Annotated in this window: 14 protein-coding genes; 10 read left to right on the top strand and 4 right to left on the bottom strand. The window is 61.2% G+C overall.

The genetic code is table 11. The annotated features are described in order from the left end of the window. The 3 genes from FJ398_05735 to FJ398_05745 all read right to left on the bottom strand — a co-directional run. Positions 1-682: DUF1549 domain-containing protein (locus tag FJ398_05735; protein ID MBM3837450.1), on the bottom strand; the 682-nt coding region annotated here is incomplete at its 3' end. 182 nt (positions 683-864) lie between these two features. Continuing rightward, positions 865-2,280, bottom strand: coding sequence for a DUF1501 domain-containing protein (locus tag FJ398_05740; protein MBM3837451.1), 1,416 nt, complete (start codon positions 2,278-2,280; stop codon positions 865-867). A gap of 7 nt (positions 2,281-2,287) precedes the next feature. Further along, complete coding sequence (locus FJ398_05745) at positions 2,288-6,271, bottom strand: DUF1553 domain-containing protein (GenBank protein MBM3837452.1); 3,984 nt, start codon at positions 6,269-6,271, stop codon at positions 2,288-2,290. Positions 6,272-6,897: 626 nt separating this feature from the next. Between FJ398_05745 and FJ398_05750 the strand changes: the two genes are divergently transcribed. The 3 genes from FJ398_05750 to FJ398_05760 all read left to right on the top strand — a co-directional run bounded on the left by FJ398_05750 (position 6,898) and on the right by FJ398_05760 (position 9,463). Further along, positions 6,898-7,197 (top strand): RNA-binding protein, encoded by a 300-nt coding sequence (locus FJ398_05750; GenBank protein ID MBM3837453.1) that lies wholly within the window; start codon positions 6,898-6,900, stop codon positions 7,195-7,197. Between the two features lie 152 nt (positions 7,198-7,349). Continuing rightward, the gene (locus FJ398_05755) at positions 7,350-8,102 is read left to right on the top strand and encodes a hypothetical protein (GenBank protein MBM3837454.1); all 753 of its coding nucleotides are present in this window, start codon (positions 7,350-7,352) and stop codon (positions 8,100-8,102) included. A 122-nt stretch (positions 8,103-8,224) separates the two neighbouring features. Next, on the top strand, positions 8,225-9,463 hold the full coding sequence (locus tag FJ398_05760; protein ID MBM3837455.1) for an MFS transporter: 1,239 nt from the start codon (positions 8,225-8,227) through the stop codon (positions 9,461-9,463). Here FJ398_05760 and FJ398_05765 read toward each other — a convergent pair. Next, entirely contained in the window at positions 9,457-9,957 is a 501-nt protein-coding gene (locus tag FJ398_05765; protein ID MBM3837456.1) for a hypothetical protein, read from the bottom strand. The two genes, FJ398_05760 and FJ398_05765, sit on opposite strands and share 7 nt — an antisense overlap. Positions 9,958-10,217: 260 nt before the next feature. Here FJ398_05765 and FJ398_05770 point away from each other — a divergent pair, with 260 nt between their 5' ends. The 7 genes from FJ398_05770 (at position 10,218) to pyk (ending at position 20,352) form a co-directional block, all read left to right on the top strand. Further along, positions 10,218-13,094, top strand: coding sequence for a DUF1553 domain-containing protein (locus tag FJ398_05770; protein ID MBM3837457.1), 2,877 nt, complete (start codon positions 10,218-10,220; stop codon positions 13,092-13,094). A 16-nt stretch (positions 13,095-13,110) separates the two neighbouring features. Beyond that, positions 13,111-14,034 carry a hypothetical protein gene (locus FJ398_05775; protein MBM3837458.1) on the top strand — a complete coding sequence of 308 codons (924 nt, stop codon included), beginning with the start codon at positions 13,111-13,113 and terminating at the stop codon, positions 14,032-14,034. Next, a complete protein-coding gene (locus FJ398_05780) occupies positions 14,031-14,267 on the top strand; it encodes a hypothetical protein (protein ID MBM3837459.1) in 237 nt (78 codons plus the stop codon). The genes FJ398_05775 and FJ398_05780 overlap by 4 nt, the downstream gene beginning before the upstream one ends. A gap of 359 nt (positions 14,268-14,626) precedes the next feature. Then, positions 14,627-16,060, top strand: a complete 1,434-nt coding sequence (locus tag FJ398_05785) for a DUF1501 domain-containing protein (GenBank protein MBM3837460.1) — start codon at positions 14,627-14,629, stop codon at positions 16,058-16,060. After that, the gene (locus FJ398_05790; protein ID MBM3837461.1) at positions 16,023-17,330 is read left to right on the top strand and encodes a DSD1 family PLP-dependent enzyme; all 1,308 of its coding nucleotides are present in this window, start codon (positions 16,023-16,025) and stop codon (positions 17,328-17,330) included. The genes FJ398_05785 and FJ398_05790 overlap by 38 nt, the downstream gene beginning before the upstream one ends. A gap of 535 nt (positions 17,331-17,865) precedes the next feature. After that, positions 17,866-18,900: a hypothetical protein gene (locus FJ398_05795; GenBank protein ID MBM3837462.1), complete on the top strand. Its 1,035-nt coding sequence runs from the start codon at positions 17,866-17,868 to the stop codon at positions 18,898-18,900. A 45-nt stretch (positions 18,901-18,945) separates the two neighbouring features. Then, positions 18,946-20,352: a pyruvate kinase gene (pyk, locus tag FJ398_05800; GenBank protein MBM3837463.1), complete on the top strand. Its 1,407-nt coding sequence runs from the start codon at positions 18,946-18,948 to the stop codon at positions 20,350-20,352.

Consider the following 20,352-nt stretch of genomic DNA (forward strand, 5'->3'; position numbering starts at 1 on the left):
CATGCCGGTTTCGGTATTGCAGGCCGACGGTGAGGAAACCGAGTCCCGCGAGTGCGGGATCTCTCTCCGCGAGTCCGAGTTGGTCGGCGGCCAGTTGTTCCGTCACGAACCGGTCGTAGGGAACGTCTGTGTTCAAGGCGCGGATGACATAGTCGCGATAGCTGTACGAAAACGGGAACTTGGTAAAACCGATAGCGCTACCGCCGTGCGTGTCGGCGTAACGGGCCAGATCCAGCCAGTGACGACCCCAGCGTTCGCCGTAACGCGGGGAATTCAACAGACGGTCGATCACCTTCTCGCGCGCATCCGTGGAGGGATCCTCGACGAACGCGCGGACTTCATCCCAAGTCGGGGGCAGTCCGATGAGGTCGAACGTCGCGCGCCGGATCCACTGCCAGCGCGGGATCGACGCCGACAGCGACAGAGCGCGGGCTTGGAGCGCCGAGATCATGAAACGGTCGATTTCCGTGGGGGCCGAGGTCGGTTGCGCGGGCAGCTTGGGCTTGGTTATTGGCTCGAACGACCAGTGCTTTTCCGCGCCAAACTTTGGCGGATTGGCCGCGATTGCCGCGGGCAGAGCCAGCGAGCCTGCGAACAAACTCAGCGCCCAGAGCGACAGCGAAAGGTGAGCGCAAGCCGCGCGAGGTGGCCAGTCGAACTGGTGGTTGGTTGCGTGTCGCATTGGTGCGGGTGTAACGCGTTCCAGTTGGCTTCCTGCGCCGGGGCCGGTCCAACGATCCACGTCGCTGCAAGCATTCCCGGAAAACCGATTCTTGGGTCAGCAAGTTACCGATCGGATACGCGGTTTTCAAGCAGCGAGTTCGATCGAGGGTGCAAGGATCCCTCGTACTTCTAAAACATCGCTTACGCCAAAATACCTTTCACCACATGGCCGTGCACATCGGTGAGCCGGTAATCGCGCCCCGTGTGGCGGTACGTCAGCCGCTCATGATCCAGACCCATCAGGTGGAGAATGGTCGCGTGAAAATCGTGAATGTGGACGCCGTTCTTCGCGACGTTGATCCCGTAGTCGTCCGATTCGCCGTAAACCGATCCCGGTTTCACGCCCGCGCCGGCCAGCCAAGACGAGAACACCCAGTGGTGGTGCTCGCGGCCCTTCGCGTCGGCGGCGGCGTTGAACGGCGTGCGCCCGAACTCGGTGGTCCACACGACCAGGGTGTCGTCAAACATCCCGCGCGCCTTCAAATCGCGCAGCAGTCCGGCGATGGCCTGATCGACATTTTTCGCCAGCGGCGTGTGAGTGAGCATGTCGCCATGCGCATCCCAATTGTCCGACGAGCCGGCATCGATCAATTCCACGAAACGCACGCCGCGTTCCGCGAGCCGGCGCGCGACGAGGCATTGCCAGGCGAAACCTTTCGTGCTGCCCCGGGTCAATCCGTAGAGCTTCAGAGTCGCGTCACTTTCCTTCGAGAGATCGAACACCTCGGGCATCTCGGCTTGCATTCCGAAGGCGGTCTCGAAGGACTTGATGCGCGCGCCGAGAAGCGGGTCACCTGCGCGCGTCGCGAGATGCCGCTGATTCATCTTCTCCATCGCGCCTAGTTCCAGCTCTTGCAAGCGTCCCGTGGCCGCGCGGCGCTTGAGGTGGGCGACCGGTTCCGTTCCAGGAAGGACAAGCGTCCCCTGGTGTGCGCCGGGCAGGAAATCACTCGCCCAAACTTGGCCCCCCGCATACGGCGTCTTCGGAGCAATGACGATGAAGGACGGCAAATTGCGGTTCTCCGTGCCGAGACCGTAGCTGATCCACGAACCAATGCTCGGCCGCGCAAACGTGAACGATCCGGTGTGGATGCCCAGCGTCGCCTCGTAATGGTTCGTGTGATCGGACTTCATCGAGCGGATCACGCACAAGTCGTCCACGCACTCCGCCATGTGGGGGAAGAGCGAGCTGGCCTCCGTGCCGCACTTTCCGTGCGGAGCGAAGCTCCACTGCGGCCGCTTGGCGAACATTTTGAATTCGCCCCTGCGTCCCTGAAATTCATCGACCGACAGCGTCTTGCCCGCATCGGCGAAGAGCTTTGGTTTATGGTCCCAAGAATCGACATGCGAGACCCCGCCACTCATATAAAGGAAGATGACTCGTTTCGCCCTGGGCGCGAAATGGGGCGCCCGCGCCAGGAGCGGGTCCGCGGGACCCGATCGCGCTTCGTCCTCGGCCATCAATTGCGAGACGAGGCCGGGAAAAAGCACGGAACCGCCAACCAACGATCGGAGGAAGCCGCGGCGGGAAAAGTCGAAGGCAGAATAGCTTCTCATAAAGGCGTCAATCCACGTGGAGAAATTCATTGCTCCCGAACAGCACGCGGGCCAGGGCGGCCCATCCGGCGGCGTCGCTCAGGTTCTCCGGGCCCGCGCCGAGTTCAGAGCGGCACGCGGCGAGGAATTCCACCGCTTCAGCCTGTTCCACCTCGGTGGGGATACGCCCCAGGGCGAGGCGATAGGCGGCGGCGATGCGTTGCGTTTCATCCGCGCCCAGGCTCCGGACGCGGGCGGCAACCTTCTCCGACATGAAGTGAACGAACGGGTCGTTGAGGAAGTAAAGCGCCTGCGTGGGCACGGTCGTGGTGCGGCGCTCGGCGGTGCTGGCGTTCGGATCGGCGCCGTCGAAGAGCGCGAGGAATGGGTGGCGTTTGAGTCGCTGGGTCATGAGGTAAACGCTGCGCTGGTTGTGATCGTACACCGCGCTGAAGGGGCTGTGCTGCGTGAAGCCCCAGCCGGTCGGCGCTGGAAACGGATGGCCGCGGCCGGGCTTTGGATTGAGTTCTCCGCTGACCAGGAGGATCGTATCTCGGATTTCCTCGGCGGTCAGGCGGCGGCGCGGGAAGGGAGAGAAATAATCGGTCATCCGTGATTCGATATCTAAGGACGCGGAGCGACTGCGCGCCGCCGCGGGCGATGGATTGCCGAGGACCGATTCGGTTTTCACTGAACTTTGCTGATAGGTCGCGCTCAGCATGATCAGGCGGTGCATCGTCTTGATGGACCAGCCACTCTTCATCAACGCCGCCGCCAGATGATCGAGCAACTCGGGGTGAGTGGGCGGTTGCCCGCGCGCGCCAAAGTCGTTGGGCGTTTTCACCAACCCCTGGCCAAAGTGATGTTGCCAGATCCGATTCACCATCACGCGTGCGGTCAGCGGATTCCCGGGCTGCGTCAGCCACTCGGCCAGTTCGAGCCGGCCGCTGCCAGAAAGTCCTTGGGGCATTTTGCGGGCCCCGAAAATTCCGAGAAAGCCGCGGGGCACTTCTTTCCCCGGCTTGTCCGGCTCGCCTCGCAGTTGAATCCGGGAATTGCGCGGGGTGCCTTCACCCACCGCGTAAGCCAGGTCGAACGGACCCTCGGCCAGCAACGCATTCATTTCCTGCTTCGACCTTTCCACCGACCGGGCCAGTTCGGCCAGTTGGCGGCGCAGCGCGCTAGCCTGCGAGCGGCGGAACCCACGCTCTTCTCCGGTCACCGCGACCGGCACGCGAGCTGAAGACCCCGGTGGCAAGGCTTCCTCCCCAACGGCAAAATTATCGGCATCCAACGCCGGCTTCACGCCGGGCAGATGGCCGTGGCTGTCGATGAAGGTGTGGTCAACGCCGCCGTCCCAACCGCTCGCGCACTCGCCGGAAAACTCCGTGCGGTCCGCCGCCGTGGCAATGGAGCCGGTGTAGGTCTTCTCCTTGAGATTCAACACGAGCTGAACCTGATGCCACTCACCTGCGCGGAGCGGCCGCACCAGGTCCCGCGCCCCGGCGCTGCGGCGGAAGAATTCCTTGCTGTTAAAAAACAACTCGATGGCGGCGGACTTCCCCGGACCACGGCCGAGATAAAACCGCCACGAACCGCCGCCGTCCCGCGCGTCGGCGCAACGGAAGTCAAAGCTCGCAAACAGCCGCTCAGTCCGGTCGGATTTCCAATGGTTCGTCAGCGTCTGGCCAAATCCGTTGTAGGCTCCGCTGTTCGGCAGTCGAATCCCGAGTTCCCCTGCGGGATAAAGGTTGCGGAACGGGCTTTGCGACCCCGCCTCGATTTTCACGGCACTGTCCGGGCCTGGACCCCACGGCAGAGCCGGGGGCGCATGGTCCGCCTGGGATTCGAAGTCGCCGTCGATTCCCACAAGTTGCTGCAACTGGCTCGTCAACGCGGCCGAATCGGGCGTGTCCGTCGCGGCGCCGACGCCGGGAAGGGTGGTTGAAACGGGCGCAATGGGCTGCACCTGCACGGCCAAGTTGTCGAGCGCGAGACCGGCTCGGACACCGTTGGTCTGGCTGTGCGAATCGAGTCCCATGAAATCAATCGTTCCGCTCCACGCCGGTGAAAATGGCCGCGCGCTGAACGCCACCACATCGCCAGGCGATCCGACCTGTCCGGAAACCGTTCGGGCCTCGAGATCGAGGGTCAGTTGCAAGTTCTGCCATTGGTTCGTCTTCACCGAACGGATTTTTTCCATGCGGTCACCAGCGCGCAGGGAAATCAGGTCTGGAAAAAGAAAGATTTCCACCGCGGCCGAGCCGGCGGACGCGCCGATCCAGAAACGATGATGGCCGCGGGCCTGGCCTTCCGTGCCCGCCATCCGCAGGTCGAGGTTGGCGTGCAGCAACCCGCCGCGTTTCCAACCAGGATGCAAGGCCTGGCCCAGATGATAGGCATTGGTCCCGGGCGGCACGCTCGCGCCGACCTTGCCGAGGGCGTAGAGGTTTTTGAACGGGCTTTGCGCAGCCGTCGTTACGGCGATGGTGCCGCCGTAAACCCAAGGCGGCACCAGCACCCCCTTGCTGCCGCCGGCGGCCGGAGCCTGCATTTCAAAATCGCCGTCCAGATCATCCACCGACCGCAGCAGGGTTGCGGGCGTGCCCAACCGGGCCACACGCGCATCGAAGGCACGCCACTGTGGCTGCGATTCTTCCGGCGGCACCAATGGGACCAGCGCTCGGGCCTTCTGCTTTTGCTCCGAGCCGGGGAATGCGTAGCGAGTGCTCTCGAAAATGCCGTAGAGCGCGTAATACTCATCCATCGACACTGGGTCGAACTTGTGCGCGTGGCATCGAGCGCAGCCTAACGTCAGCCCGAGCACGGTCTGGCCCAGCGTATCGATAGTGTCCTGGATGGTGAGGTGGTGATAATTCTCCGAATCGAAACCAAAACGCCGCGAAATCGCCAGGTAACCGGTGGCCGTGACGCGACCGGCATAAAGCTCGCGAGGTCCGCGCCGCGCCAGAATGTCGCCGGCGATCTGCTCGCGCAAAAACTCGTCGTAAGGCTTGTCCGCGTTGAAAGCGTCAATGACCCAGTTGCGGTAGCGCCACGCCTCCGGGACGGGATAGTCGGCGGTCTCGCCCGCCGTGTCCGCGTACCGCACGAGATCAAGCCAGTGCCGCCCCCAGCGTTCGCCGTATTCGGGCGAAGCGAGCAGACGCTCGATGACCTGGGCGAAAGCCGTGGAGGAAGAGTCCTTCTCGAAGGCGTCCGCTTGGTCGGCCGTGGGCGAAAGCCCGGTGAGATCGTAAGTCGCGCGGCGAAGCAACGTGCGTTTGTCGGCAGCGGGGGCTGGTTCTGCGTCCTGTGTCTGCAGCTTGGCGAGAATGAAATCATCCACCGAAGTGCGCGGCCACGGCGACGTCACAGCGGGGCGGGCCGGGTCGGTCACGGGTTGAAAGGCCCAGTGCGGCTGGCCTGTTGTCACCACGGCGCCTGTCGCAAACGGCGCCCCCTGTTCGATCCAGGCTGCGAAGTCGGCGATCACCGGGTCCGGCAGCTTCGGTTTCTTCGCCGGCATCGCGAGATCCTTCTCCTCATGTCGCACCGCGCGGAGCAGCAGACTTTTCGACGGATCGCCTGGGACGAGGGCGGGGCCGGAGTTCCCGCCCTCGAGCAGCGTCGCGCGCGAATCAACTCGCAGGCCACCCTTCAGTTTCTTGGCGGTGGCGCTGTGGCATTCGTAACACTGTTCCACGAGGACTGGACGAATGCGGTTCTCGAAGAAGGACGGGTTCGCGGCGGCAGGCTCCCCTGCTCCACGCAAAGTCGCCGGCGCGAGCAACGGGCCCGCCACAATGACCCACGAAAAATACGGAAGGAGAATCGATCGGGCTGTCCTCGCGCAGAGCGGGCTCCGTTCCGCCGTTTCCGGCCGAGCGGCGCGTTTTCCCTTCTCGTCTCTGCTCGGATTCCTCTGGGGTGCGTGCTCGCCATTTACGGCTGGCCCACGATTGCACTGAAAGCGGGAGATGGTTCGTTCGACCAACTTTGGACTGGCCATAAGCTTGGCAGACTCTTAAAAATCACCGGTCAACCGTCAATCGAAAATGCCTTCCGCGAAACCGCCACGCCGCATCGTGACCGATGATGCCAGGCCGGTGGCGTCCGCATGAGCGCTGCTTTAGTCGCACGGATTTCGCGGACGAATGCAGTCTCACATGGGGAGCACACGCGCCCTCGCGTGCTGTGGTCGGCGCCCTCGCCAACCAGACGGGTGCCATCGAACATTTCACCACTTAGTGACTTTCCGACACCTCTCTTCCGACCGGCGAGGCGCCGGTCGGAACACGCGAGGGCGCGTGTGCTCCCCGACTCCGGTCGCAGGCTCTCGGTTGTGGAATCATTCGTCATAAACCCCCGATTCAGAAATGGCCCGGGATGACGTCGCGCTCGTACAAAACGCGGATGCCCAGTGTTTCGAGTCGCTTTCACGCATTGCTTTCCGGTTTCCCCAATTTAATAATTGCATTCCGCGAAGATTCAAGGATGCTCCCGGCAGTAACGACAACTCGTCGATTTTCAAGACTTGGAAAATCTTCAGATGAACAAGTGTTCAGGTGATGATTCAATACCGGATGTCCGGGAAACAGTCTCGGAAGTGGCAGTTCGTCAAATGCACAACCCCTCATGAACACCAAATTGTTTGTGGGCAATCTCGCCTACAGCATCACCGAAAACGATCTGGAAGATCTGTTCTCCAAGCACGGGCCTGTCACCGAAGTCAACTTGATGTTGGACCGAAACAGCGGCCGCTCCCGCGGTTTCGCCTTCGTCACGATGGCCACGCGGGAAGGGGCCGAAGCCGCGATCAAAGAACTCCATGGCAAACCGCTCCAAGGCCGGAACCTCACCGTCAACGAAGCGCGTCCGCGCGAGGAACGCTCGGATGGCGGCGGCGGTGGCGGCCGGGGTCCTCGGCGTTACTGAAACGCAGAGCTGCTTCGCAATTCTCAATCGGCCGCTGGCCTGCAACCCAAGGAGCGCGGACAGTTTGTCCGCGCGTTTCGGCTAATGGCGCAAGACCCGCGGACAGGCTGTCCGCGCTCCGGTGGACTTTGGCTTGCGCGATCGCTCCTCGCGTGAAAGACCGCTTCAAGATCTTCGACGCCCACACTCATCTCGGCGCCGCGCGGCACAGCGGACGGCGTTCCACAGCCAGTCAACTGCTCGAAGCCATGGACCGGTTCGGGGTCGATCGGTCGCTGGTGATCCCTTACCCCGTTGTCGAAGATCATCGCCAGGCGCACGAAGAGATCGCACGGGCCGTGCGAGAGCATCCGGACCGGCTGACGGGCGCGGCCTGCCTTTATCCGTTCATTGCCGAAGCCGAATTCCGCGATGAAGTTCGCCGGTGCGCGGAGGAGTTCGGTTTTCGCGCCTTGAAATTGCAGCCGAAATTTCAGCCGCTGAATCCCACGTCCCCGAGGAGCGACTTTTTTTTCGAGACCGCCTTGGCTCACCGCCTGGTCGTCGTGGCGCACACGGGCGATGGCGTGCCGTTCTCGCTCCCCTCGTTGTTCATCACTCCAGCTCGGAGATTTCCTGAGCTTCCAATCGTGCTGGCTCACAGCGGCGGCAGCATCTTTTATCAGGAAGCCATCGTCGCGGCGTCTGTGTGCCCGAACATTTCCATTGAACTCTCGACGCTCATGCCGCACCACGTCGCTGAGGTCGCGGCACAAGTGCCGAGCAACCGGCTCATGATCGGTTCCGATTTGCCCGAAAGTCTTGAGATTGAGATGGCAAAGATTCTCAACTCGGCTCTTCCAGCCGCAGCCAGGCAGGATATTCTCTGGAACACCGCGGAGCGACTGTTTGGGTCGCTTCGATAGAAAGGCGAAGGCTCGGGTAAAGGAGCATTGGAGTGCTGGAGTGTTGGGATTTGCATCACGCCCACACTCCAGCGCCCAGCACTCCATTTCGGATTCGCGGAATCTCGAACGGCACTGCAAAGATGAAACGCTACCTGGTCGTCGCGGTCCTGTTCGTCCTGTCTCTGATCACCTACATCGACCGCGTCGCCATTTCTTCTGCCAAAGGGCCGATCGCTTCGGAGCTTTCGCTTTCGGATGCGGACATGGGATGGGTGTTTGGCGCGTTCGCTTTGGGCTATGCCATTGCCCAGGTGCCTTCGGGCTGGTTTGCGGACCGCTACGGACCGAGGCTGGCTCTTGCGGCTGTGGTCACCGCCTGGAGTCTGCTCACGTGTTTGACCGGCGCCGTGGCCAGCCTGGGCGTGCTGGTGATGGTTCGTTTTCTTTTCGGAATGGGAGAAGCCGGAGCTTTTCCGGGATGCGCGCGCGCCTTTTACAATTGGCTTCCGGTCGGCGAACGCGGGCGCGCCAATGGGATCATTTTTTCCGGATCACGACTCGGCGGCGCAATGGCGTTTCCACTGCTGGCCTGGCTGATGGCTGACTGGGGCTGGCGCATGGCGTTCGTTTGGTTGGGCGCCGTGGGCGTCGTGTGGGCGGTGTTCTGGCTGGGTTGGTTTCGGGATCATCCGCCTGTGCCGGTGGACCCTGCGGAAAAGGAGGCCGAACCGCAAGCCACTTTCGCCCAGGTTTTCCGCTCCCGAGGGATGGGCCTGGCCATGGTCCAATATTTTGCGGGCAACTTCACCTTCTTCATCTGCTTGTCCTGGATGCACCCGTATCTCAAGGAGCATTACAACCTCTCGCAGTCCGAAGCGGCGGGATACGCGATGATCCCGCTGTTGTTTGGAGCCACGGCACAATGGATGGCGGGCATCCTGGTCGATGCCATCTATCGGAGCCAACATCGCGCGTGGTCGCGCCGGTTTCCGGCTATCCTTGGATTCATCCTGGCTGTGATCGGAATGGTGGCGGTCAATCTCGTTCAAAGTCCGGGCGCGGCCGTGGCGTGCTTTGCTCTGGCGACATTTGGCGCGGACATGACGATAAGCCCAAGTTGGGCTTACTGCGTGGACATCGGCGGAAAAAACTCCGGCGCCGTGTCCGGTTCGATGAACATGATCGGCAACTTCGGGTCTTTCGTCAGTTCCATCGCGTTTCCCTATCTTTACAAGCTCACCGGAAGCGCCGCCGCCTATTTCGTGACTGCGGCGCTGCTGGATGTGCTGGCGATCATTTGCTGGCTCGGAATGAAAACGGGGAAAGTTCCGCGAGGGAGTAACCGACCCGCCATGATCCCTCGACTTACTGATCAGTAACCACGCCCTACTTCGCCGAGTTCACGAGGCGGTTGTATTTTTTCAGTATCTGCCGGAGCAAGTGGTGCGGAAGGGCGATCACCTTGTGGTTGTCGTTTCAACTGATGAGGCAGCAACGGCGCGTCCGTGGCGACGACGACAATGATCGAGCCGGCCTCTTCGCTTTTCAACGCTTCGTCCGTCATTTCCAACCCGACCGGCACGCCGGCGATGGAAAGTTGCTGCCGCGTGCCGTGATTGCATTGCGCCAGGACGCCGACCACGTAGCCGCCGGATTTCTCATCCAGTTTTCTCGAGGAAGTGCCGATGCCGCCTCTGAAACCGTGGCAAACCATGCCGATGCCGCCGCCGACATTGCCTTCGGCCGCGGGGCCGGACTTCGCATTATCGAGCGCGGCGAACACATGCTCGGGCTTGACGTGAAAGCCGTTGACGTCGTTGAGCCGGCCATCAAACGTTTCCGCCACCACCGGCAGCGCCCACGGCTGCGGCATGCCGCCGCGCTTTAAGCGCCACGCAATGGTGGGCGCTGGCTCTCGGTGAGAGCGAGAGGGCCCGTCTGGCGGTTTCGCTGATCGAGACGCTTTCGCCAGAAGTCGAGATTTCGGATGAGGAGGTCTTGCGACGTGATGCCGACCTGGACAGCGGGCGGACTGAGGAGATTTCGCACGAAGAATTTGTCCGGCGAGTCGTCGTTAAATTATCCTTTTTGGCGAATCCTGATTGCGGCATAAGGTAAGGCACACTGACGACCATGAGTGCGCCGATCTTTACGACCAAGACTCTGCTGCCCGCTGTGCTGGTGGCGATGTTATCCACGCTCGCCGAGAGTTCATCCGTGGCGGCGGACGCTTCCCAACCCGCTTCCGCAACCCAACAGAAATGGAGCGAGCACTGGGCGTTCAAGGCGCCCGTCCGTCCGAGAGTTCCCGAAGTGCGAAACAAGGATTGGATTCGCACCTCCGTGGACAACTTCATCCTCACGCGATTAGAGAAGGACGGACTCCAGCCTTCGCCTGAAGCCGACAAAATCACTCTGCTCCGCCGTCTGAGCCTCGATTTGCTCGGCTTGCCGCCGACGATTCAAGAAGTTGATGGGTTTCTGGCGGACGAACGCGACGGCGCTTACGACAGACAAGTCGAGCGGCTGCTGAATTCGCCGCACTACGGCGAGCGCTGGGGCCGGCATTGGCTGGACGCCGCGCGGTATGCGGATTCCGACGGCTTCGAGAAGGACAAACCTCGGTTCATCTGGGCGTATCGCGATTGGGTCGTCAATGCGTTCAATCGCGACGTGCCGTACGACCGGTTCGTCATTGAGCAGGTCGCGGGCGATCAGTTGCCGAATCCGACTCAGGACCATCTGGTGGCGACGGGATTTCTTCGCAACGCCATGCTCAATGAAGAAGGCGGTGTCGATCCCGAACAGTTCCGGATGGAAGCCATGTTCGATCGCATGGATTGCATCGGCAAAAGTGTTCTCGGCCTGACGATTCAATGCGCGCAGTGCCACGATCACAAATACGATCCGATCAAGCAGGAGGATTACTACCGGCTGTTCGCCTTCTTGAACAACGATCACGAGGCCTCGCTCATCGCTTACAATTCCCAGGAGCACATGCAGATCGCCAACCTCACACGGCAATTGCGCGACCTCGAAGCCGGCCTGCGCCATACCACCCCCGATTGGCTCGAACGGATGAATGAATGGGAGGACACGGTCAAGAGCGATCAGCCCGAATGGATCGTCCTGCGGTGCGTCAATGCCGGAGACAATGGCGAGAGATTTTATTACTACGAGGACGGGTCCATCCGCGCCGCCAGTTACGCGCCGACGAAGTGGACGGCTCATTTTCGCGGGACGAACAATCTGCCCGTCATCGGCGCGTTCCGTCTGGAGCAACTGCCCGATCCGAATTTGCCGTGCAACGGCCCGGGCCGTTCGATCAAAGGCATGGCGGCCTTGAGCGAATTCAAAGTCGAAGTGGCGTTTCCGAATTCAACCAACAAGCTGCAAGTGAAGTTCGCCAAAGCAACGGCGGACTTCAGCAACGCAGAGAAGCCGCTGGAAGCGGAATTCAGCGATCGCTCCGAAAAGCAGCGCGTTTATGGACCCGTCCAAATGGCAATTGATGGAAACGCGGACACGGCCTGGGGCATTGACGCCGGGCCAGGCCGCCGCAATCAAGCGCGCAAGGCGGTCTTCCTTCCTGAAAAGCCGCTCACGTTCACGAACGCCGTCGAACTCAATGTTCGCCTTCAGCAAAACCACGGCGGCTGGAACTCGGACGATAACCAAAATCACAATCTCGGCCGGTTCCGGATCAGCGTCTCCAGCTCGACAAATGCGGTGGCCGATCCACTGCCGGCGTCGGTGCGTGAGATTTTCAAGGCGCCGCGCGAACAGAGGACACCCGCGCAAGTGGCCGCCGTCTTCAGTTACTGGCGGACGACCGTGCCTGAATTCAACGAGACCAACGAGAAAATCGAGGCGCTGTGGCAGCGGTGGCCGCAGGGCACGCCAACGCTCACCTTTCAGGCTCGCGAGGGGCGAGGCCCTGGCGATGCGCCGAGAACCACGCACATGTTCAAGCGCGGCGATTGGCTGAAGCCCGGCGACGAAGTGGCGTACGGTGTGCCGAGATTTCTGCATCCCTTGCCCGAGAAGGCGGATGGTTCGCGGCTGACGCTGGCAAAGTGGCTGGTGGATCGGAAATCGCCGACCACGGCGCGCGTGTTCGTGAACCGCGTTTGGCAGGCCTACTTCGGCACGGGTCTGGTGGCGACGCCGGAAGACTTCGGTGTTCGTTGCGATGATCCGTCACACCCGGAACTGCTCGACTGGCTCGCGTGCGAATTCATGGATTCGGGGTGGAAGGTTAAATCGTTACATCGGTTAATCGTTACATCGGCAACGTATCGGCAGTCTTCTCACGCTACGCCGGAGTTGAATGCGAAAGACCCGTACAACCGGCGCTTGGCTCGCGGACCGCGGTTCCGCGTCGAGGCTGAGATCGTTCGCGATATTGCGCTGGCGGCCAGCGGGCTGCTGAATCCGACGCTGGGCGGACGCAGCGTGTACCCGCCGGCGCCGGATTTCCTGTTCCAACCGCCCGCGAGTTATGGTCCTAAAGTTTGGAAGGAAGAAACCGGGCCGGATCGGTACCGCCGCGGGCTGTACGTCTTCAAGTTCCGTTCAGTGCCCTATCCCATGCTCCAGACGTTCGACGCGCCGAATGGCGATTTCTCCTGTGTCCGCCGCCAGCGTTCCAACACGCCGCTCCAGGCGCTGACAACGTTGAACGAAACCGTGTTCATGGAATGCGCCCAGGCGCTGGCGCGAAGGGCAATTGACGAGGGTGGGAAAACCGAGGCAGAGCGGATGGCCTACGCGTTTCGCAGAACACTCGGCCGCGCGCCGACCGACGACGAACAGCAGGAGTTGCTCGCGCTTCTCGAAGAGCAAAAGCGCCACATCGCGGAAGGCTGGGTTAATCCGCTGGAACTCGCCACCGGCAAGAACGAAGTCCCGGCGAACTTGCCGAAAGGCGTGACGCCCGCGCAACTCGCCGCTTACGCGAGCGTCTCTCGAGTCCTGTTAAATCTGGACGAAACGATCACGAAGGACTGAGGGATGGCCCTGCTGGATGACCGACACCGACCAACTGCTCTTCTACGAGGACCTGGTGCGAAAACTCCGGGCGCGCGGGGTCATCTGCGCCATCACGAGCGGGCTGGCTTGCGTTCATTACGGTGTCGCGGAAACGACTCAGGATTGCGATTTGCTTTGTCACCCCGGTTCGTTTCCCGTGTTGCTCGACTTGCTGGCCGAAACCAAGATCGACGGCCAGCCCTGCCATTATCGCGGCAACATCAGTCCGCCCCTGGATGCCCGCTGGCATCACGGCGGGTGGATCAGCCATTTTCAATGGGACACGCAGCCCAATGTCACGACGCTGGACGTCTTCGGGCACGCGTTGCGTGAATCTTCGCCGTGGCCGCAGGACATCTTCGGTTTATACGCCGGCGCGCACACGGTGGCGGCAATGAAGCGCACCAATCGCGATAAGGACTGGGCGTTCGTGACTGCCCTCGGAGTGCGGATGATTGAGGCGGACGATGAACGCGGCTGGCTGCACATCTTCGAAGCCGACACCTTGCTGGAGATGCTGGAGGAACATCGCTGCCCGCGGGACCTTGCGGCCAGCCGTCCGGCTCTAGCCCTCGCGCTGAAGAACGATACTCAGCTCGCCGGCGCCCTTAACGCGGAGCGAAAACTGTGGGAAGAACTCGATCGCCGGCGCATTCATATCCTTCAGCATCACCTTCGCGCCTACGTTTCTGCTGTGCGAAGGGCGCGTGCAGGAAAGGCGCTACCGCTCAAACCGGAACACGCCGTGCGCGTGGAGTGCGCCGGCCTGCATCTGCCGGAAAACCCGCTGAAGACGTATGGCCTGCAAAAATACTTTGCCGAAGCCAAAGCCGCGCTGGTCGAATCCAGTCTGGTTCCTGAGAACGCGTTGACCTGGCTGCCAGACGTGATGATATACTTCGAGTGGTTGAACACATGAAGCGAGCCCCGCTGACATATCGGTTGCCCCCGTGGACCAAAGAACAGCTCGCGCGCATCCGCGAAATCGAGCGCGACTACCATGTGCGAGCCTTCGGCGAAGAACTGGCGCGGGTCAATCTGGATATGACCAAAGAGGAGCGGCATCGTTATCTGGCCTGGATGCGCAAAACCGCTCGCGCCCACGGCGTGAAGATCGGGCGAAGCCGTCCGCCTTATGGAGACGAGTCATGAACTGCCGTGACCATTGCCAGGATGTGAACTGGAGTGCCCTGTTTGGTTTCGAGTTTGCGGCTTCGCGTGAAATGGCGCCGCCGTTGACCGGTTCAATCCGCACCGATATCTTGGCACCAAATGAAATACGCTAAGGTCCATTTTCCTTCGCGCGAAGTGTCGGCTAAGGCTCTGCATGGTCTCATGTTGCGCGGCAAGATCGTTGGGCTGCGAAACCGGACTTTTATTGTTCCCGATCCAGCGCTGGCATGGCTCGACTCTGAAAAGCTGCCCTGCGAATTGGTCGCTCACATGAACCAGGACGATGTCGTTCAAACGCTACGAGATAACCATCGATCTAACCTAGACCGCTCTTGGCCATGAACTGCCAATCCCACCTCTATCGAGGACAAGATCCGAAACTCGTGACGCGCCGCTGGTTTTTCCAGCAATGCGGCGTTGGCCTGGGCGCGATCGCCCTCGGCCATTCGTTCCGCGAGAGCGGCTGGGCTGCGCCTGCCGCACTGAATCCGCTCGCGCCGAAGCAACCGCACTACGTTCCGAGAGCCAAACGAGTCATTTACCTCTTTATGGCCGGCGCGCCGAGCCATCTGGAGTTGTTCGACTATAAGCCCGAACTCGCCGCTTGGAATGGCAAGCTTCCGCCCGCGGACCTGGTGAAGGACTACCGCGCGGCGTTCATTAACCCCAGCTCGAAGCTGCTCGGACCGAAATTCAAATTCGGCAAGCGCGGCCAATGCGGCGCGGAACTCTCCGAACTTCTCCCTTACCTCGGCCAGATCGTCGATGACCTCGCCATCGTGAAGTCGATGCACACCGACGCATTCAATCATGCGCCCGGCCAAATTCAGATGAACACCGGTTCGCAGCAATTCGGCCGGCCGAGCCTGGGCGCCTGGGCGAGCTATGGCCTGGGCAGCGAGACGCAGGATTTGCCGGCGTTCGTGGTTTTCAGCACGGGCTCTAAAGGGCCGAGCGGCGGCGCGTCCAATTGGGGCGCGGGCTTTCTGCCATCGGTCTATCAAGGCGTGCTGTTCCGCAGCGTCGGTGATCCGGTCCTTTATCTTTCCAATCCCAAAGGCGTGGACCAAACCCTTCAGCGCAATTCGCTCGACGCCATCAAACGGTTGAACCAAAAACGCCTCGACGTCGTGGGCGATCCGGAAATTGCCACGCGCATCAATTCGTTCGAGCTGGCGTATCGAATGCAGCTCACCGCGCCGGAGCTGATGGATATCACCAAAGAGCCGAAACATATTCTGGACATGTACGGCGCGGAACCGGGCAAAGGCACGTACGCGAACGCTTGCTTGCTTGCCCGCCGGCTCGTCGAGCATGGCGTCCGCTTCGTGGAGATTTTCCATGAAGCATGGGATCAACATGGCAACTTGAAGCGAGACCTCGAACGAAATTGCCGCGACACGGACAAACCCAGCGCCGCGTTGATTGCCGACCTCAAGCAACGCGGTCTGCTGGATGACACGCTGGTGATCTGGGGCGGCGAGTTCGGTCGCACGCCGATGGTCCAAGGCGGAGACGACGGACGGGATCATCACCCGAACTGCTTCACGATGTGGCTGGCGGGCGGCGGCGTGAAGCCCGGCCTCACTCTCGGCGAATCGGATCAATTCGGTTTTAACGCCACCGTCGATAAAGTCCACGTCAATGATCTGCACGCCACAATTCTCCATCTGCTCGGCTTTGATCACACGAAGTTGACCTATCGTTTCCAAGGCCGCGACTTCCGCCTGACGGATGTGGCCGGTGAAGTTGTCGGAAAACTTCTCGCGTGACGCCGATTTCGTGGCAGGGCTGTGCTGCTGCACAGCCGTGTTCTGGCATTATAATATGAAAACTCCTCGTCGCTCCTTTCTTGCCGCTGGTCTGGGGGTGAGTTTGATCTCAGTCCTCAGTCCCAAGCCTCAAGCTGCCGCCGTCAAAACGAAGTTACCTGCCAAAGGACTTAAGAAAGCCGATCTGCCAACGCCTGCACTGCTGGTCGATCTCGACCTATTTGAGGCGAACGTCAGATTCCTCGCCGAGCATTGCAAGCAAGCCGGCTGCGGGTTTCGCCCGCACGCCAAAACCCACAAATGCCCGGAGATTGCGCGGCGGCAAATGGCTGCTGGCGCGCGGGGCATCTGCGTCGCGACCGTGCCGGAAGCCGAGGCGATGGTGGCGGCTGGAATTTCCGGCGTCCACCTGACTTCGCCCATCGTGGATCAGAACAAGATCGGTCGCATGATCGACCTGGCACGCAAGGGTCGCGGACTCATGCTGGCCGTCGGACACGCGCGCGAGGTCGCGTTGCTCGCGGAAGCCGCCGAACATCGCGGCGTCAGTCTTGACCTTTTGATCGACATCGATGTGGGCGATCGGCGCACGGGAATCTTGCCTGGTCAACCGGCGCTGGAACTGGCCCGCCAGATCGCGAAATGCCGGCGGCTGCGCTTGCGCGGGACGCAGGCTTATTCCGGCGCTTCCACGCATGTGCGCGGTTTTGCCGAACGCGAAAAGACTTCCCGAGGCGTTTTGGCAAAGGCCGTTGAAACCCGCAGTCTGCTGAGCAAGGAAGGCTTCGACATGGGGATTCTGTCGGGCGGCAGCACCGGCACTTACAACATCGACGCCGGCACGTTGACCGAACTGCAGGTCGGTTCTTACGTCTTCATGGATGTGAACTACCGCGTGATCGGCGGCAAGAACGGGAGCGAGACCTATACGGATTTTCATCCCAGCCTGACTGTCCTCACGACGGTCGTGAATGCCACGCACTCGGATCAAGTTTCCGTGGATGCCGGCATCAAGGCGTTTGCCACCGATGTTCAGGAAAAGCCGGAACCCAGATCGTGGCCGGGCATTTCTTATCGGCGGTTTGGAGATGAATTCGGCGCGATCACAGTCGCGCCCGGCGCGAAGCTGCCGCAGATTGGAGACCGGCTGGAGTTCATCGTGTCGCACTGCGATCCCACGGTGAATCTTTACGACCGCATCTACGCCACGCGCGGCGACAAGGTGGAAGAGATCTGGCCCATTGCCGCTCGCCGGGAGTTCGCCGGCTGATTGGTCCGTCCCCATTCCGATGCCTCGCGTCTTGGGCCTTCCCAATGAACCGGTCCGAGTCGGCTCAGGCGCCAATGCGCGATTTGCGAATCGTCGAGGCTTCTCAGGAACCGTCTCTTCGGACCGTGGCCTTTAGATTACTGATCAGACCGTGGGATGGACGACAAAGCTCGTAGCGCAGAGTTGCACTCTGCCGTATCGCAGAATTGTATTCTGCGGGGCGTCTCCCGATCCGAGCACGCTGGGACTTGCCGGCGCCCTGCCGATTGGAAATCGGCGATACCGCAGATTGAAAATCTGCGCTACGGTTCTCCGGTCGATCTGTCGTCAACGGGATCCCTGGCATCCGTGGTCCCAGAACATGTAATTCTTGGATTGAGCAGAACCGCAGAACCGGTTGATTCCCGACGACACAACTGATTGACTCTCCAGAATGAAACACTCCGTTAGTCCTGCCTGGTTGGCCATCTCCTTCACGCTTTTTCTACGAACCCCATGCCCGACTTTTGGTCAATCTCCAGCGGGCGCGGAACAGGTGGTGCGCAAGACGGTCGTCAGCATCGTGAACGGCGCCTTCCACATCAATGGCCGACCCGCCTACGCGGGTCGCACGTGGAACGGCCACAAAATCGAAGGCCTGCTCATGAACTCGCGGATGGTGCAAGGCATCTTCGATGATTTGAATCCGGAGACCGCGCGCCAGTGGGCCTATCCCGACAAAGGCCAATGGGACGCCGAACGCAACACCCGCGAGTTCATCGCCGCCATGCCTGCCTGGCGCCGGCACGGGCTTCTTTGCTTCACCATCAATCTGCAGGGCGGTTCGCCCCAGGGTTACTCGCGGGACCAGCCGTGGCACAACTCCGCCATCACTGAGGACGGCGCGCTGCGGCCCGATTTCATGCGCCGCCTGGAGCGCATCCTCAACCGGGCCGATGAACTGGGCATGGCCGTGATCCTCGGCTACTTTTACTTTGGTCAGGATCAACGCCTAAAGGATGAAGCCGCCGTGCTGCGCGCGACCGACGGCGCAACCCAGTGGCTCTTCGAGCGCGGCTACCGAAACGTGCTCGTCGAGATCAACAACGAGTGCAACGTCCGCTACGATCACGAGATTCTAAAGCCGGACCGCGTGCACGAATTGATCGAGCGCGTCAAAAAGGTTGCGCGTCAGGGCCGCCGCCTCTACGTCAGCACTTCCTACGGCGGAAACGCCGTGCCCAAGGAAAACGTCGTGCGCAGCGCGGATTTCCTGCTGTTGCATGGCAACGGCGTGAGCAAACCCGAACGCATCGCGGAGATGGTCCGGCAGACCCGCGCTGTGCCCGGCTACCGCGGCCAGCCGATCTTGTTCAACGAAGACGACCACTTTGATTTCGACCAACCGCGCAACAACTTCATCGCCGCCGTGAGCGAATACGCGTCCTGGGGCTTCTTCGATTTCCGCATGAAAGGCGAGGGTTTCGACGAAGGCTACCAGAGCGTCCCGGTCAACTGGGGCATTTCCAGCGAGCGCAAGCGCGCTTTCTTCAAACTGCTTGGCGAGATGACGGGAACCAAGGCGGAGTAACGCAGATTCTCAAGTCCCCTTTTCTTCGCTTCGGCCACTTCGCGTATGCGCAAGACCAAGATCATCGCCACGCTCGGCCCGGCCACTGAATCCCCCGAAGTGATCGGCCAGCTTATCGACGCCGGGATGAACATCGCCCGGCTCAACATGTCGCACGCGACGCATTCCTGGGTCAGAAAGATCGTCAAGATCATCCGAACCGAAGCGGCGGCGAGGAACCAATGCGTCGGCATTCTCATGGACACGCAAGGCCCCGCCATCCGCACCGGAGATTTGCCGGCGGCCCTGGACCTTAAGCCTGGCCAAAAATTCACGCTTACCGTGCGCGGCGAAAAAAGCGAGGAACTGCACTCGGTCGATGTCAATTACGAGAATTTCGTGAACGACATCAGCGTCGATGACGTGGTGTTGATCGACAACGGCGCCATCGAGATGAAGGTTCTCACCAAGTTCGCCAACAGAATTGAGTGTGAAGTGCTGACGCCCGGCACACTCGGCAGTCGGAGGCACATCAACTTGCCCGGCGTCAAAGTCAGCTTGCCCGCGCTGACCGCGAAGGATCTGGCGGACGTCGCGGCGGGCCTGGACGTCGGCGTGGATTTCCTGGCCCTGTCCTTCGTCCGCGAAGCCAAGGACCTCCAGCAATTGCGCGCCGTGATCGAACCGGCCGCCCGCCGCCCGCTCGTCATCGCCAAGATCGAAGACCAGCAAGCGGTGCAGAATCTCGACGAAATCATTCGCGAGGCGGATGCGGTCATGGTCGCGCGCGGGGATTTGGGCATCGAGTGCCCTTACGAGGAGCTTCCGATCATCCAGCGCAAGGCCGTCAAAACTTGCCTTCGCGTGGGGCGGCCCGTCATCGTCGCGACGCACATGCTGGAAAGCATGATCGAAAACCCTTCCCCGACTCGCGCAGAAATCACCGACGTCGCCAACGCCGTGTTCGAGCAATCGGACGCGATCATGCTGAGCGGAGAGACGACCGTTGGCAAATATCCGCTGCGCTGCGTTGAAGTCTTTGACCGCATCGCGCGGCGCATCGAACGAAGCGGCGGCGCCAATTATCAGGACAAAGCCGAACTCACCACCGCGCGCCAGAAAATGGTGAAGAGCGCGGTGGTCATGGCCAACGAACTGAAGGCTGAAGCGATTCTCGTGTTCACGCTGCACGGCAACATGGCGCGTTACACGTCCTGGATGCGGCCGCGCCATTCCCGTATTTACGCGGTTTGCGAGCGCGAGGCCGTCGCCTTGTCCCTCGCCATCAACTGGGGCGTCACTCCTTTCGTCGTCCCGTTCGATCACGTCGATCCGGCGGAAACGATGAGCCACGCGATTCAGACGCTGGTGGGTCATGGGTGCCTGCAGAAAGGCAATACCATCGTCATTGTGGGCGCCGTCGAGGCCGACGACCGGATTGTGGACGCCCTGCAGATGCGCGTCATCGAATGA

The organism is Verrucomicrobiota bacterium (genome assembly GCA_016871535.1).
Classification (GTDB): domain Bacteria; phylum Verrucomicrobiota; class Verrucomicrobiia; order Limisphaerales; family SIBE01; genus VHCZ01.

Coding starts and splice junctions, on each gene's coding strand:
- FJ398_05740 (MBM3837451.1), bottom strand. CDS start 2,280: ATGAGAAGCTATTCTGCCTTCGACTTTTCCCGCCGCGGCTTCCTCCGA.
- FJ398_05745 (MBM3837452.1), bottom strand. CDS start 6,271: ATGGCCAGTCCAAAGTTGGTCGAACGAACCATCTCCCGCTTTCAGTGC.
- FJ398_05750 (MBM3837453.1), top strand. CDS start 6,898: ATGAACACCAAATTGTTTGTGGGCAATCTCGCCTACAGCATCACCGAA.
- FJ398_05760 (MBM3837455.1), top strand. CDS start 8,225: ATGAAACGCTACCTGGTCGTCGCGGTCCTGTTCGTCCTGTCTCTGATC.
- FJ398_05765 (MBM3837456.1), bottom strand. CDS start 9,957: ATGCCGCAGCCGTGGGCGCTGCCGGTGGTGGCGGAAACGTTTGATGGC.
- FJ398_05770 (MBM3837457.1), top strand. CDS start 10,218: ATGAGTGCGCCGATCTTTACGACCAAGACTCTGCTGCCCGCTGTGCTG.
- FJ398_05775 (MBM3837458.1), top strand. CDS start 13,111: ATGACCGACACCGACCAACTGCTCTTCTACGAGGACCTGGTGCGAAAA.
- FJ398_05780 (MBM3837459.1), top strand. CDS start 14,031: ATGAAGCGAGCCCCGCTGACATATCGGTTGCCCCCGTGGACCAAAGAA.
- FJ398_05785 (MBM3837460.1), top strand. CDS start 14,627: ATGAACTGCCAATCCCACCTCTATCGAGGACAAGATCCGAAACTCGTG.
- FJ398_05790 (MBM3837461.1), top strand. CDS start 16,023: ATGTGGCCGGTGAAGTTGTCGGAAAACTTCTCGCGTGACGCCGATTTC.
- pyk (MBM3837463.1), top strand. CDS start 18,946: ATGCGCAAGACCAAGATCATCGCCACGCTCGGCCCGGCCACTGAATCC.